Origin of the sequence: Dactylosporangium sp. CA-092794 (assembly GCF_050948465.1) — a bacterium.
Taxonomy (GTDB): Bacteria; Actinomycetota; Actinomycetes; order Mycobacteriales; family Micromonosporaceae; genus Dactylosporangium.
Map to the genome: position 1 here is coordinate 11,185,759 of NZ_CP192044.1, position 14,591 is coordinate 11,200,349.

9 protein-coding genes are annotated in these 14,591 nt (G+C 68.2%); 3 read left to right on the plus strand and 6 right to left on the minus strand.

The window, feature by feature from the left end; translation table 11 throughout:
* Positions 1 to 243 precede the first annotated feature (243 nt).
* Together istA and ACQPXD_RS48310 are read left to right on the plus strand one after the other, a co-directional pair.
* Positions 244 to 1,812: an IS21 family transposase gene (istA, locus tag ACQPXD_RS48305; protein ID WP_432830579.1), complete on the plus strand. Its 1,569-nt coding sequence runs from the start codon at positions 244 to 246 to the stop codon at positions 1,810 to 1,812.
* Entirely contained in the window at positions 1,812 to 2,675 is an 864-nt protein-coding gene (locus tag ACQPXD_RS48310) for an ATP-binding protein (protein WP_432844226.1), read from the plus strand. Before istA ends, ACQPXD_RS48310 begins: the two co-directional genes overlap by 1 nt.
* A gap of 782 nt (positions 2,676 to 3,457) precedes the next feature.
* Here ACQPXD_RS48310 and ACQPXD_RS48315 read toward each other — a convergent pair.
* Positions 3,458 to 4,096 carry a hypothetical protein gene (locus tag ACQPXD_RS48315; RefSeq protein ID WP_432830581.1) on the minus strand — a complete coding sequence of 213 codons (639 nt, stop codon included), beginning with the start codon at positions 4,094 to 4,096 and terminating at the stop codon, positions 3,458 to 3,460.
* 321 nt (positions 4,097 to 4,417) lie between these two features.
* Positions 4,418 to 5,035, minus strand: coding sequence for a hypothetical protein (locus tag ACQPXD_RS48320; protein ID WP_432830583.1), 618 nt, complete (start codon positions 5,033 to 5,035; stop codon positions 4,418 to 4,420).
* A gap of 201 nt (positions 5,036 to 5,236) precedes the next feature.
* Between ACQPXD_RS48320 and ACQPXD_RS48325 the strand changes: the two genes are divergently transcribed.
* The gene (locus ACQPXD_RS48325) at positions 5,237 to 5,587 is read left to right on the plus strand and encodes a hypothetical protein (protein ID WP_432830585.1); all 351 of its coding nucleotides are present in this window, start codon (positions 5,237 to 5,239) and stop codon (positions 5,585 to 5,587) included.
* Between the two features lie 139 nt (positions 5,588 to 5,726).
* Here ACQPXD_RS48325 and ACQPXD_RS48330 read toward each other — a convergent pair whose 3' ends face one another.
* The 4 genes from ACQPXD_RS48330 to ACQPXD_RS48345 all read right to left on the minus strand — a co-directional run bounded on the left by ACQPXD_RS48330 (position 5,727) and on the right by ACQPXD_RS48345 (position 14,581).
* Entirely contained in the window at positions 5,727 to 6,731 is a 1,005-nt protein-coding gene (locus ACQPXD_RS48330; RefSeq protein ID WP_432830587.1) for a hypothetical protein, read from the minus strand.
* Complete coding sequence (locus ACQPXD_RS48335) at positions 6,728 to 6,919, minus strand: hypothetical protein (protein WP_432830589.1); 192 nt, start codon at positions 6,917 to 6,919, stop codon at positions 6,728 to 6,730. The genes ACQPXD_RS48330 and ACQPXD_RS48335 overlap by 4 nt, the downstream gene beginning before the upstream one ends.
* A 65-nt stretch (positions 6,920 to 6,984) precedes the next feature.
* Positions 6,985 to 7,545, minus strand: a complete 561-nt coding sequence (locus ACQPXD_RS48340; protein WP_432830591.1) for a P-loop NTPase fold protein — start codon at positions 7,543 to 7,545, stop codon at positions 6,985 to 6,987.
* 394 nt (positions 7,546 to 7,939) lie between these two features.
* Positions 7,940 to 14,581, minus strand: coding sequence for a ricin-type beta-trefoil lectin domain protein (locus ACQPXD_RS48345; RefSeq protein WP_432830593.1), 6,642 nt, complete (start codon positions 14,579 to 14,581; stop codon positions 7,940 to 7,942).
* Between the last annotated feature and the right edge of the window lie 10 nt (positions 14,582 to 14,591).

Here is a 14,591-nt window from a genome sequence, read left to right on the forward strand (position 1 = left end):
CAGCCCTGACAACGTCGGGACGGGCCGGTACTGCCAGACGGTCCGGGTCCGGTTAGCTGTCGCCCGCCACGAGGATGGGACCACCGTGAGCCGGTTTTTGCCACGGTGATGGGACCACTCGGTTGCCAGTGATGGGACCGCCTGCGGCGTGTCGTCGCGGGTTCCGGTCACTGCCGTTTTCCGATCTTTCCAGGTCTTATTTGGACATGGGGGTCGGAGCCGATGGCGTTCCGGGAGGTATCAGTGATCGAGGTTCGTGAAGTGCTGCGCGGCTGGCTGGCCGGGGCGGGGTTACGCACGGTCGCGGCGCGGGCGGGCGTGGACCGCAAGACCGCACGCCGCTATGTGCAGGCGGCGGAGGCGGCAGGCGTGGCGCGTGAGGGCGGGTTCGAGCAGGTCACCGACGCGGTGATCGGCACGGTGGTCGCGGCGGTGCGCCCGGACCGGCCGGCCGGGCACGGCAGCGCGTGGCAGCAGTTGGAGGGACAGCGGGAGCAGATCACCATGTGGGTGGAGCAGGGCCTGACCGTGGTGAAGATCGGCACGTTGCTGCAGCGGCGGGGTGTGGTGGTGCCCTATCGCACGTTGCACCGGTTCTGCGTGCAGTGCTGCGGCTTCGGCCGCGGCGGCGAGACGGTCCGGGTCACCGACGGGGACCCGGGTGCCGAGGTGCAGGTCGACTTCGGGCAGATGGGCCTGCTGCCCGACCCGGACTCGGGACGGCGCCGGGTCACCCATGCGCTGATCTTCACGGCGGTGTACTCGCGGCACATGTTCGTCTGGCTGGCTGTCTCCCAGACCCTGGACGCGGTGATCGCCGGCTGTGAGCAGGCGTGGGGGTTCTTCGGCGGGGTGTTCAAGGTCCTGATCCCGGACAACATGGCCGCGATCGTCGCTGGCGCCGACGCGGTCAACCCGAAACTGACCGTGGGCTGGCTGGACTACGCCCAGCACTGCGGGTTCGTCACCGACACCGCCCGGGTCCGCCACGCGAAGGACAAGCCCAGGGTGGAGCGGACCGTCCACTATGTCCGGTCGAACTTCTGGGCCGGTGAGGCGTTCCTCGATCTCACTGATGCGCAGGCCCGCGCCCGCGCCTGGTGCGCCGACGTGGCCGGACAGCGTATCCACGGCACGATCCAGGCCCGGCCCGCCGACGTGTTCGCCGCGCATGAGGCCGACCTGTTACTGCCGGTGCCGGCCGGCTATGACCAGCCGCTGTTCCGGTCGTGCAAGGTGCACCGCGACTTCCACCTCGAGATCGGCAAGGCGTTGTACTCGGTGCCGAAGGCGTTCATCGGCCAGTACGTCGACGTCCGCGCCGACTCGGCACTCGTCAAAATCTTCCACAATGGACAGTTGGTGAAAGTCCATCCGCGGCAACGGCCCGGTGGCCGGTGGACCGACCCGGAGGACCTGCCCGCCGAGAAGGTCGGCTACGCGATGCGCGACCTGGACCGGCTCATCGCCGCCGCCCGCCGCCACGGCCCCGACGTCGGCATCTACGCCGAGCGACTCCTGGACGACCCGCTGCCGTGGACCCGGATGCGCGCGGTCTATCGACTGCTCGGGCTCGCCCGCCGCTACGGCGACCACGCCGTGAACGCCGCCTGCGGCAAGGCACTGGAAGTCGACGTCGTGTCGGTGACGAAGATCGCCTCGATGCTGGAACGAGCTACCGAACACACGCCGGCCCCGCCGCCGCGCCCAGCCGCGGTCGGCGCCGCTCGCTTCGCCCGCGATCCGGGCGAGTACGCCACCCGGCGGGCCCAGCTCCGCGTCGTCGGCGACGCGGGCGAGGGGGTGCGGTGATGGTCACCAGCCGCAAACCCACCACACCATCGCCGCCGCTGGCCGACCCGGTCAGCGCCGACCTCAAGCAGGTGCTGCGCACGTTGAAACTCGGCAAACTCCTCGACACCCTGCCCGAACGGCTCACCCTGGCCCGGCAGCAGAACCTGCCCCACGCCGACTTCCTCGAACTCGTCCTCGCCGACGAGGTCGCCCGCCGCGACACCAACTCCGCCACACTGCGGGCCCGCGCCGCCGGTCTCGACCCCGCCATGCGCCTGGACACCTGGGACACCACCGCCGCGGTCCGCTTCGACCAACACCAGTGGAACGAACTGACCACCCTACGCTTCCTCGACGGCCCGCACGGCGCGCTGCTGCTCGGCCCGGTCGGCGTCGGCAAGACCCACCTCGCCACCGCCCTCGGACACATCGCCGTGCGCCGCCGCGTCAGCGTCCACATGACCCGCGCCGACAAACTGTTCAAACGCTTCAAAGCCGCCCGGCTCGACCACACCGTCGAGGCCGAGATGCGCCGCCTCGCCCACATCCAACTACTCATCCTCGACGACTTCTGCCTGCAGGCCCTCGACGCCACCGAGACCGCCGACTTCTACGAACTCGTCGTCGAGCGCCACCACAAAGCCGCCACCATCGTCACCTCCAACCGCGAACCCAACAAAGCTGGCCATGATGACCGACCCACTCCTGGCCCAGTCCGCCGTCGACCGCCTCGTCAGTACCTGCCACGAACTGGTCATCGAAGGCGACTCCTACCGACGCCGACAACGCCCCACCACCCCCTAACCCCAGTCACCCACCAGCCCCACCCGAGCCGACCTGACCGACCCCACCACCCGGTCAGGTCGGCTCGATCACGTTGACACCCGACCCACACCCGGCCATGCTCACCCACGCAGCCAAGTGGTCCCTAGCCAATGGCAAAACCCTGGTCCCATCGGACTGGCGAGCGACAGTTAGCCAGACGCGAAGGTGTACGAGAGGAACCAGCGTTAAAGCCTCGTAAGCGTTCCACCGGCTCAAATCTGGTAGATAGGGGCCGGGGTGCAGTGCACGACCGTCCTGTGTGGGCGGTCGACTCCGAAGCCGGTGGGTTGCGTCGGTGAGGAGGCCACGGTGAAGGTCTGCGGCGTAGGCGATGCTGCCGGGGCAGGAGTTGGGCACCTCCCGCGTCGAACGGTCATGTGGCGAACGTGGGAACAGCGCTGTGGTCGCCTTTGCCGCTGGGCAGCCAGCTCGGTGGAGGGGCAAGGTCCGTCGCCGACTGACGACCGCAAGGCTGGGCGGAGGCCCTGTAGTAGTCCGAGCACGCGAGAGGCGTGCACATGGCGAAGGGGGCCAGCAAGTGCGCAGTGCGGAGGTTGGAATGCTGGGAGGCCGTTGGTGAATACCGACGCACCGCCATCTCAGCCGCTCCTGTGGGGCGCGGCTGCGCGGCGGGTACGAGAGATCCAAACCAAGCTGCACCGTTGGGCTAACGACGATCCTCATCGCGTGTTCGATGATCTGTACAACTTTGTCTGTGATCCGGCGTTCCTTCTGATGGCGTGGGATCGCCAGATCGCGGCGGCCCGCGTTGGTGCGCCGGTCGCAGGTCGCCAGCAGCCGCTGGATCTTGTCGGATCCGACCGCCCGTGGCAGCCCGCTATCCCGCCAGCTCGGCGCGGTCGGCACCGCTGCTGCCAGCGAGAGTGGTGTGTGGCCCTCCAAATGCAGCCACCTCAGCAACGCGCGCAGGCCCCGTCGTCACGTTGTTCATCGACCCGGCACTGCGTCGGGCCGCCTGCGCGAGTACGAACGCGGTGACGTGCTCGGCGTTCGCTTCGGCGATCCGATCGGGCCAATCGCTTTCCATGGCCAGGAAGCTGACCGCGACCCGCCGGTAGTTGTCGATGGTGGATGCGGCCAGTCCTCGTTCGGTGACAAGATGGCCAACGAACGCGCCCAGGAACTGCTCCTGCACGGTCAACATTGCGGGCGCCGGCCGCGGCACGACTCCCAGCACTCGCAGATACTCCAGCAGCGGGGCCATCGCCCGCGCCGTCAGCTGACGGTCGTCCCGGCTGACTGAGCGTCGGTAGGACACGAACTGCTCGATATCGTCATCGGACAGTTCCTCGACCTCTCGGCCGAGCTCTGCGATCCGGCGGCTCAACCGGGCCATGATCAGCAGCAACCCGGTCGCCCGGCTTCGTGAGTAACCTCGGCCAGCCAGCTCCTGCCGGAACCCGACGGCGTAGGCCGCCAACGGCCCGGGCACTTCCACGTGCGAAGGCTTATGCATGCCGCGCCTCCTCTCACCCGGAGCACCATGCTCCGGCAGAGGAAGCCTTGGTCAACCAGCAGGATTATGCCGAGATCCAACCGGCCCTAAACAGGCACACCGACCACTCTTGACACGAACTCGGCATAACCCCGGGCTCGGCATAGTCCGCGCTATCCAGAGTTCGGGATAGCGCGGAAACGCGCAAGTCCGGTTCTGAGGGGGGCCACGCGCAGCAATGCGCGTGGCCTACCCGGCCGTAGTGGCGCGCCGCGCCAGTGACGCACGTGAACCGTGATCGCCTGCGGACGATGAGTAGCGACCGGAGGTGACCGTGCTCCTTCACCGATCAAAGGTGTGGACGTTGGTGCGGTATCCGCCGGCGGCGTTGTCCTCTGGGTTGATCAGCAGGGTGAAGTCGGGCAGCGCGGTCGGCGCCGGCGCTCCAGTGTCGTCCTGCTGCCCGGGTTCGGCCTCCCATTCGATCAGCGAGATTGTCACCCTCCAGCGACCCGCCGGTAGCCGAATCGGCAGGCCGATGTCGGCCTCGGCGCGGACGTGTTCGATCCCGCTGAGCATCGCGTCACCGGTCGTCATGAGCAGGTAGGACTCCGACGCCACGAGAACGTACCGGCGTTCCCGCTCGGTCAGGCGGGCAGGAGCGGAGGCGGATCCGACCCGCACGCCAAATCCGAACGCGCCGTCACCTCCGATATTCACTGGAACGAAGGCGCCGCCGACGATGTGCCGGACGATGTCTTCGTTCTCCAGCAGCTCCGCCTCCCAGGCGGAGTAGTCCACGATGTTGTCGAACGAGGCAGGCGCCCACAACCCGAACATGCCCGCGTCGGTGGCAACGACCCCAGTGACGTTCACCGGCCACACTCCCATCGATGAGCACTCCGGACTGCGGCAGTGCGGCCGCAACCGGAGGCGGTGGAGCGGCACGGAGGCTTTCATCCGGATCGTACCGATCTGCCCGGAGGCTCCGACGGGCAAATGGCCACACCGACCCTAAGCCCCTGCACCGCGGCTAGACCGCCACGCACACGAACACGCGCGAAGGTCCCCATCAGGTTGATCATGGCGTCCTCAATTGCCGCGATCCGCTCGGTGTGAGCGCAGCGCCGACGGTCGGTGGCCGTCTGCCAGGATCTGCACATGACGTCCGAGTCCACGCAGGCAACGCCGCGCACTGTGGTCCGCATGCTGGTCAGCAGCTACGACGAGGACAAGGGGTTCGATCTGAGCGTCGAACCTGAAGGCATGTCGTATGCCTTCCCGCCAGAGCGGCAGATCGTGTTCCTGTTCCGCGGACCGGACGCCATGGATTTCGAGGTGAGCCATGCTCCGTCCGCCCTCATCATCTGGCGTCCAGCCAACACGCAGGTATGGGCAGGCCCGATCGGCGGGCCGATGCAGCAGATCGGTGGCCAGCGCCACAACCCCTTCTGGATGGACGACGCAGGCAGCGAGAGCCTCAGATCGTGGTGGCCCGAAAAGCACTGGTAATCCGGGGGCGTCCACGCGATCGGCTGCCCGCTCACGCCCCGAGCGGATCACCACGAACAGTCAGGCTCGTGCCCGGGGCCCGGCGGGCGAACGAGCCACCCTCAGCCCTCCGCGTATCCAGCCGCGGCCGGGATGCGCGTCACTGCGACGATCGGCGCCGGTGCACGACAGCGACTGGGCGTTCGGGCCCAGTGGGGAGTACGGCACACCGCCGGTTGCCGAGGCCTGGGCGAAGACGCCGTCGAAGATCTCGCTGAACAGCGGGCCGGATCCGGACGAACTCGACGAGCCGCTGATCGGCTTGCAGGGTCCGCCAGGCCTCCGGCAACTCCGCCTCGTCGGCCGTGCCGCACACCGCCGATTCCAGCAGCCGCAGCCACTTCGGGCCGCCCGCCGTTGTGGCCCGGGCCGTGAGCTCCGGCCAGCCGAACTCCAGCATCTGGACCTTGGCGAACCGGCGCCGCTGCCAGAGATCGCGCGCCACGTCGAGCCGGGCCGCCACCGGCAGGTCCAGGCCCGGATCGGCCCGCAGCGCACCCCCGGCCCATGCCTCGACGGTTTGGCTGAAGGCGGTGTGGTCCACATCGGCCGCAGTGAGCCGCTCGCGCGGCAACGCGCGCGCCGTGGGCGGCGGGATGTGGGAGGGCCGCGGAACGCCGGCCAGAAGGTCGCACCACGCGTCGTGGGTGATCGCGTCGGCGGGATTGGACTGGCGCGCGAGGAGTGGGCGTCGGTCAGGATCACTGGTCATCGGCCCGTCCAGCCAGCGGTCGAACTCGGCGGCCGCCTCCCGGTAGCCCGCGGTCCGGGCCGCGGTCCGCAGCGTTCGCGAGAAGTCAGGGTTGCGCGCCCAGATCTCCAGGAGGCGGTGGAAGAACGCCCGGTGCAGCCATTCGGTGCCGGTCACGCCGGTTTGCTCCGCCACCGCCGCGGCGATGTAGTTGAAGGTCCCGTCGGTCCGGCTGACCGGGCCGCCGTCGGCGCCCGGCTCGGCGTCGACGAGCTCCAGCAACGTCTCCCGGGTGGCGTCGTCGAGGCCGGCGAGCTGCGAGTCGGCCGCTGCGGCGAAACGGTCGGGGGCGACGGCCTTCGCCGCGACCAGCCGGTGCCAGGCAGCCACCCGCGCGGCGGTCGTCTCGTTCACAGCGACTCCTCGAACAACGCGTAGCCGTAAGAGAGCAGCTCGCACTGCTGCTTGAGCCGCCGCAGGTTCGCGCCGGTCGCCAGGGTCAGCAGGTCGATCGCGCCGTTCCACTGCGGGTACTGCGCCGCGACGAGCCGCCCCGGTCCGGTCGAGCGCACCGCCGACATCGACACGCCGAACTGGATCACCTTTTCCAGGTAGGCGCGCGCGGTGACCGGGTTCTCGACGCCGAGCCGGGTGTGCAGGGCACGAGTCAGGATCGACTGGTCGACCGCAACGACGAACGCGCACCCTCCGCCGACCTCGGCGCACTCAGACAGGAAGATCTTGATCGTTCCAGCACGTCCAGCGCGACTTCCGGCATGCAGCGGTCGAGGTCGTCGACGATGATCACCGTGCGGGGCAGGGTGGCGTCGGGGAACAGCTCACGCACGGCCGAGCGCGCCTCCTCGACCGACGCGACCGCCTGCTCGGCCGGGGACGCCTTCAGCACAGGCGGTCCGAACGACTCGGATCCGAGGCCGAGCACCCTGCGCAGCGGACCGACCGGCGCGGCCACCGCCGAGACCACGTCCAACAGCAGCCCGGCCAGCAGCGACACGTGCCGGGCCGTCCCGGTGTCCTTCGTGCTTCGCGCGGCCAGCGCCGTGACCCGGCCCAGCAGCTGCATGAGCCGCTCGTACTTCAGCGCCTTCTCGCCGGCCGTGTCCCGGGCGGGCGCGGCGACCACCTCGGTGAGCAGCAGCCGCCGGAGCCGGGCCCGCGCCGGCTCGGGGGCGGGTTTCGATGCGGGCGCCGACAGCGCGGGCTGCACCTCGTAGACCTCTCCTGGGCGATGGCGTCCACAGCGCCCGCCACACGGCGTCGGCGGTGACGTACGGCCACGCCGAGAACGTGACGAGCCGCATCTCCTCCCAGACACATCCTCAACGCTCCTGAGACGGGCCCACGCGGCGGCTGCAGACGGTCGCGCCGCAGAATCGGCGTCCCGGGACGGTTGTCGTCGCTATTCATCCGGTCGATAGGGAAGGTCTACGAGTGGTGCGCCCATTTCAAGTAGAGCCGTTACCGTTTGGCGATATACTTCGTCATCTTCGATTAGCTCCACCATCTCATGCTCGGGGTGATAAATTGAGCCTGCACGCCCATCAGACTGCCTTACGATGACATACTCCGACGGCGGCCAATGGAGGATGTTGGACAATTCACTATATTCCATGCCCACCGTCTCCGTCGATCTGGCAGCACATGTGATTTCCATAGTCCGACCACAGTCCGCCGTATCTCATGGTAGATCCGTCCGGAAGAACAATTTGACTGGACATTTGAGGTGAACCATTGGCTCGCGAGTCTTTCAGCATGTTCATGTCAGCCTCGCTTGCTTTGCGGGTTCCACCTGGATGAGTGTGATAGATAACTCGGCTGTTCTGTCCGACCGGAACCATGACACCTCGGGCTCCGCCTGAGTACAGCCAGTAAGTTCCACCGCCGCCAGCCTTGCCGGATCCAGCCCTGTAAACAAGAGCAAACTCTACACCGTGTTCTGTGCTTAGGGCCGCCATCTCGTTAGGGCTGAGTCTCCCCGGAACCTGAGCGCCCTTTGGTCCTGGGAGGGAGTCTCCCGTGGACGTGCCGCCGCGCTTGCCTGTCTCTGCGAGGGTAACCCGAGAGGCGCCCGAAGTATTCGTAGTGCTTGCCTTGCCCGATGTGCTCCCCGATCTGGCTGGCCTTGCGCCGCCGGTTGACGTCGTGTGGCTCTCGCCGGCCTGCGCTCCGCCCCGCCACGTCTCGTGGAGCGCTTCGCTGTCGTGGCGTGCTTCGGTGAGGGCGCGTTCGGACGTGGCCTCGATCTCTCTGGCCTGCCGCGCTGCCGCCACTTCGCTGTCGCGGCCGGCGGAGTAGATCTCGTCTTCGGCCGTTCGTGGGACCCAGCCGTTGCAGGCAAAGCCCGTAAGTCCGCAGGCCCACTGGCTCATGCCGTACACGGTGTTACGGACAAGGTTGCCTGATCCTGGGCCGACGGCGCCGCCGACCATGCCGCCGCCCCCGCCGCCGTCGAAGATGGATTTGAGGCCGCTGGGATCGCTGAGGGTGGTGGGGTTGTTGTCGGCGTAGGCGTAGCCGCCGGTGGCGAGCGGGTCGTCCGGGGAGAAGATCGGGTCGGTGGAGGTGAACCGTCCGGTGGACGGTTCGTAGTCGCGGGCGCCGAGGTGGACGAGCCCGGTGGTGTGCTCGACGCCGCCGACGAAGCCGCGGTTGGTTGGCCAGGTGATGCCGGTGGTGCGGGGGTTGCCGTAGGGGTCGACGCGGCGCCGGATGCTGGTGAGGCTGTTCGCGTTGATGGCGATGCTGCCGGTACCGTGCGGGTCGGTGGCCAGCCAGGTGAGGCCGCCGGATGTGGTGCGGGCGGCAACGCCGCCGTAGTAGCGGGTGGCTGTGGTCGTGCCGCTCTGCACGCGCAGGTCGAAGCCGGGCAGGAAGACGGTGGTGCCCTGCGGGTCGGTGGCGACAAGTTGGTTACCGTCGGAGTCATAGATGTAGCTGCTGGTGCCGGCGGCTTCCGTGATGGTTTTGAGGAGGCCCTCGTTGTCCCAGGCGAGGGTCTGGTTCGTTCCGGCGGCGATGGTCCGGGTCTGGGTGCCGCCGCTGGCGGTGTAGGTGTAGGTGTCACTGCCGGTGGCCGCGCCGGTGCTGTCGACCCTGGTGATGGCGTGCGGCCGGACGCTCGACGTGCCGGAGGCTGGGTAGACGTAGGTGCGCGTGGTGTCGCCGGTTGCCGCGTGCTTGGTTTCGGTGGTGCGGTTGCCGGTGCTCTGTTGATAGCGGTAGCTGGTCCAGTAGGGGTCGGCGCCGCCGATGGCGGTCTGTGCCGGGGTGGTCTGGCAGGTGGTGGCGGTGGTGGTCCAGGCCTCGGTCAGCTCGCGCAGGCCGTCGTACTGGAAGCATTCGTTGGCCACGATGCTGCTGGCGCTGGTCTCCTTGGCGGAGGTGATGTTGCCGGCGTTGTCGTAGGTGTAGGTCTGTTTGAGCCGCTCGTCCCAGTTGGTGGTCACGGTCTGGTTCTGTGACTCCACGAGCGTGCCGGTCAGCCGTCCGCTGGCTTGTTCGATGGTGGCGGTGTTGCGGATCTTCTTGGTGCCGGAGCCGAGGACCTGCTGGTAGGCCGGGCCCCAGCCGTAGTAGCTGGTGTCGGCGACGTACGTGTCCAGGCCGGACATGCCGAGTGTGCGGCCCGTGGTGTCGTAGCTGTAGGTAACCGTTTCTTGTGGCAGGCCGCCGGCCGCCGGATAGGTCGTGGAGGCCGGGGAGCCATCGACGTTGTAGGTCGAGCTCACGGTGTAGCTGCCGCCGGGGACTGTGGAGGTCAGCGGCAGGGTGGTGGTCACGCTCAGCGGGCGGCCCTGGGCGTCGTAGCTGTCGATCTGGCTGGTGTAGCTGTCGGCGTCGACGTATCGGGTGGACTTGGTCAGCGCGCCCTTGCGGATGGTGTCGTAGACCCAGTCCGCGCGTTTGAAGCCTGTGGTGGTGCTGTTGTAGACGCCGATGAGGCGGTCGAGGTCGTCGTAGGCGTAGGCGAGTTTGATGCTGCGTCCGTCGACGCTGCTGGTCATCCGGCCGGCGGCGTCGAACGTGTAGGAGCTGGCGCCGGCATCGGGGTCGGTTGTCGCCGTGATCTGGCCGAGCCGGTCGTAGGTGGTGGTCCACTGGTTGCCGGCCGCATCGGTGACCTTGGTGAGCTGTCCGAGGTGGTCGTAGCTGTAGGTGGTGGCCTGGGAGGCGCCGCCCACCGATCCGGTCGTGTACTGGCGCAGCTCGACCGTTTGGCCGAAGACGTCGTACGTCGTCTTCGACGGCGTGCCACCTGACGGTGGGACAACGGTGGTGCTGTTGCCGTCGTAGGCGGCTGTGGTCTGCCACCTCAGCGCGTCCGCCGAGTACAGCCCGGTGGCGGTGGGCCGTTCCAGAGCGTCGAACGTGGTGCGGGTCTGCTGCTGGACGTCGGCGTTGCTGAATCCGGCCAGCGTGGTTGCCGGGGCGGTGGTCGCGTCCCAGAAGGTTGTCTGTTGCCGGGCCAGGCCGCGGGCGTCGTACTGCGCGTCGGTGACGATCCGGCCGCCGTTGGCCTGCGCCGCTGGGGTTTGGGTCTGCCGCTGGCGCAGCCAGCCGTCGTACAGCAGCACCGAGGTCACCTGGTTGCCGGCCGGGTTGAGCGTTTTGGCGGTGACAGTGCTTGGCGTGGTGCTGCTCAATGCATACGCGTACTGCGCGTCGGGGGTCGCGGTCGTCGGGCGGCCCGGCGCCCATGCCTTGGTCAGTCTCCCGAGCGCGTCGTACTGGGCGGTGGTGGTCTGGTTGTTGGCGTCCAGCATCGTTGTGGTCGTGCCGTGGCCGGGCTCAACGGTGGTGGTCTGGACGTGGCCGAGCGGGTTGGTGACGGTCGTTGCGGTCACCGGCCCGCCGGTGGCGGGGGTGTAGCGGATCATGCTCTTGTGCTCGAGCGCGTCGAAGCTGTCCTGCGGCCGGCCATACTGGTCGTAGGTCGACCGGCCCTGCTTCGTCCAGCTCAGGGCGGTGCCGGTGACGGCGGTCAGGGCGTTGGTCTGGGTTGGCAGGCCCTGCGACGGCGGGGTTCCGGCGGCGCCGCCGTCGTAGAGCACTTGGGTGCCGGCCAGGTAGTTGCCGTCGTGCGGGCCGGTGGCGCAGTCCGTGGTCGTCGACTGCTTCGGGAAGGACAGCAGGTAGGCGCTGGTGTTGTAGGCGTAGTCGGTGTGCGTGCAGACGTCGTCCGTGCTGCTGGCGACGTCGCCCCAGCTGTTGACGTCGCTGGGCATGCCGTAGCCGTCGAAGGTGGTGTCCTGCTGCGTCCACCGCCATGACGACGTCGCCGCGATCCAGGTGGAGGTTTTGGTCTGGTTCTCCCGGACCATGTCGGCGTAGACGGTGGCGGCCGGGGTGGTGTAGGCGGCCCGGGAAGCGGTCGGCGTGATCGTGTAGCGGTGCACGCTGGCGTGGTCGACGGCGCCGTTGTTCAGCGCGTACTCGGTACGGGTCTGGCCGTTGAGCGCGCGGTGGTCCTGGGTGCGGCCGGTCCACTGCTGGCTCAGCGCGGTCGTGCAGGTCTGGATGGTCAGTTGCTGGGCGTGGATGGCGTTGCCGCCGGCGTCCAGGCATTTGCCGGAGTTGGGGTTCTTCAGCGTGCCGTCGGCTTGGGCGGTCCATTGCTGGGCGGTGGTCTGGTTGCAAGTGTGCAGTTGCACGACCGTGCCGTTGGCGGTGCCGCTGTTGAGCACGTCGAGGCACTTGCCGCTGTTCGGGTTCTTGACGCTGCCGTCGCGTTGCGGCTGCCACACGTCGCCGGGGTTGTTGTCCACGGTGCCACAGGGCTGGTTCTGGATCTGGGCGTTCTCGGTGGTGGACGCCGCAGTGGCGCAGCGCACGTTCTGGGTGAGCATGAGCTCGCTGCGGTCGGTGGGCATCCAGATCTGGTTCCACCGGCCGGTGCAGTCCCACAGGTTCGGGGTGCCGCTGTTGTTCAGGTTGTAGCTGCTGATGTCCAGGCAGCGGCCGGAGTCGGGGTTCTTCAGCGTGCCGTCGGGCTGGCGCAGCCACCGCTGGGCGACGCCGCCGTTGCAGGTCCACAACCAGACCGTGCTGCCGTTGGTGCCGCCGTGGGTGTCGAGGCATTTGCCGGTGGCAGGGTTCTTCAGTGCCTGGGTTCCGTCGGTGAGCCGTACCCACTGCTGGAACGCCCCGCCGTAGCATCCGATGGTCTGCAGCGCCGCGCCGTCCTCGCTGTGCCCGTTGACGATGTCCAGGCAGAGCGCTCCGGTGGTGTTCGTGCCCCCACCGGCCAGGCCGATCGGGATCTCCGAGGCTTGCTGCAGCGGCTCGATGGTGAACGCCGAGCGTTGGTTGTACAGCGTCTGGGTGTCGTCGCCGCTCTTCTTCGCATCCCCGGCCAGACCCCGGTGGTAGATCGTTTTGGTGACGGTCTGCTGGCCGGTGACAGTGCCGTGGGTGACGGTGACGGTGGGGTAGCCGCGCCAGTCGGCCCAGGCGGTGTGTGCGACGTTGGCGATGTCGACGTCGTCGTGCGCCCAGAGCGAGGTGTCGCTGGAGCCGTCGGTGGCGTAGTCGTAGGACCAGGTCTCGTCCGGCGAGCCGCCGGTGGCGTCGGAATCCGTCACCGACAGCACCACGTACTTGTTGAAGTAGCCCCACCCGGCCGCCGCGGCCGGCGGCTTGTACCACATGGGGAAGCAGCGGGACGGGTTGCCGTCGCCGTAGATCTTCGGCCAGCCGTTGATGCACTGCGGTCCTGAGTAGGTGACCGTGGTGGTCCCGCCGACACCGTTGTAGACGTGCTTGATCCGGAAGTGGTTGAACTTCGCCATCGAGGCGGTGTAGTCGGTGCGGTTCGGTTTGGCTTCCCCGTCGAAACGGACCTGCGGTTCGGCCAGGGTGGCGCCGTCGGTGGCGTACCCGGTGTGGGTCAGGCCGACCAGCCACAGGTTCGGTTTGGTCTCGTTGTCCGGGTCGACGGCGAAGGTCTGCTCGAGATCCCACTTGTCGACGTTGCGGTAGGCGCCTGGCCCGGTCGACACCTGGGTGCGGACGGCGGACAGCCGGACGTGGGAGAAGTGCACCGGTGCGGTGATGTCGACGCCGGAGGGGCACGCCGCGCCCGGGTTCGCCGGGTCGTAGTTGCAGAATTGGTCGATCGGCGAGTCGGCGTAGCCCTGGCTGGACGGGTCGGTCGGTGGCCAGGTGGGGCAGTTGTTCCAGCACCGCTCGGCGTAGTCGAACGACACCTTCATCGGCGCGGTCGCGGAGGCCTCGGAGCCGGCGCGGGTGCCGTACTCGATCCGGTCCAGCGTCGCGGACAGGTCGTACGGCTGCATCAGGACGTTGGCGACCTTGTACTGGCCCTGGAACCTTGTGTAGAAGTACGTCATCGAGTTGCCGCGCGGATCCACGACATAGTCGAGGTTCCACCGCCACGCCTGCTGGCACAGCGACGCCGAGTCGGTGTTGCACGGCTCGCCGGTGTTGTTGCCGAACACCGGTTCCCGCAGCACCGACTTGGTATCCGCGGTGTCACCGAGGTACCGGTGCTGCCGGCCGAAGAAGTACTGGACACCGTCCAGGTCGGTGACCTTCCAGTACTCGCCGTTACGCGCGTCGTTGTGCGCCGCGGTACTGTCGGTCAGGTTCTCGATGCGCAGCTTGTCGTCACTGCTGGCGTGCCAGACCCCGCTACCGTCCTGGACCAGCTTCACCGCGTGGCCGCCGAGCACCAGCGTCACCGCACCGGCGTTCACCCAGCAGTTGTCGGGAGTCGTACCGCCGTCGTCGGTGCAGGCCCGAAACGACCGCTCCACGTAGCCCGCACCGTCGAGCTGCCAGCCCTCGCCGACAACCGACGCCTGCCCGGTCTTCGCCGCCGTCTGCGCATCCACGCTGCCCGACGAATACCTGAAGGCCACCTGCGGCTCGGGACCTCCCAACCCGTCCGGGGCCGTCACCGGGTAGTGCAAGGTGAAGTCGCCAGCAGCAGTGCCAGACGCCCAGGAGTAGGACAGGGACAGATCCGTGGCCGTCCAGTCCTCCGCCGAAGAGCCCGATCCGGACGTGAGGGCAAACACGGTCGAGGACGTGGACGCCGACCCGACCACGGCACGGTCCGCGGTGAGTGTCTTGGCCGCCTCGTCGTTGGTCGCGTCGACCGGGGTCTGCACCTGGCACTCCGGCAGTTGCGGCGTGCTCAGCGCGCAGTCGGGCAACGAAACCAGATGCAGCCGCAGCCCGTAATCACCGCCGTAGGCAAACGCGAACTGCCCATAGTCCACCGACAGCCCT

Excerpts from the sequence above, each read along its gene's own strand:
- ACQPXD_RS48315 (WP_432830581.1), bottom strand. The coding sequence starts at position 4,096 with ATGCATAAGCCTTCGCACGTGGAAGTGCCCGGGCCGTTGGCGGCCTAC.
- ACQPXD_RS48320 (WP_432830583.1), bottom strand. The coding sequence starts at position 5,035 with ATGAAAGCCTCCGTGCCGCTCCACCGCCTCCGGTTGCGGCCGCACTGC.
- ACQPXD_RS48310 (WP_432844226.1), top strand. The coding sequence starts at position 1,812 with ATGGTCACCAGCCGCAAACCCACCACACCATCGCCGCCGCTGGCCGAC.
- ACQPXD_RS48325 (WP_432830585.1), top strand. The coding sequence starts at position 5,237 with ATGACGTCCGAGTCCACGCAGGCAACGCCGCGCACTGTGGTCCGCATG.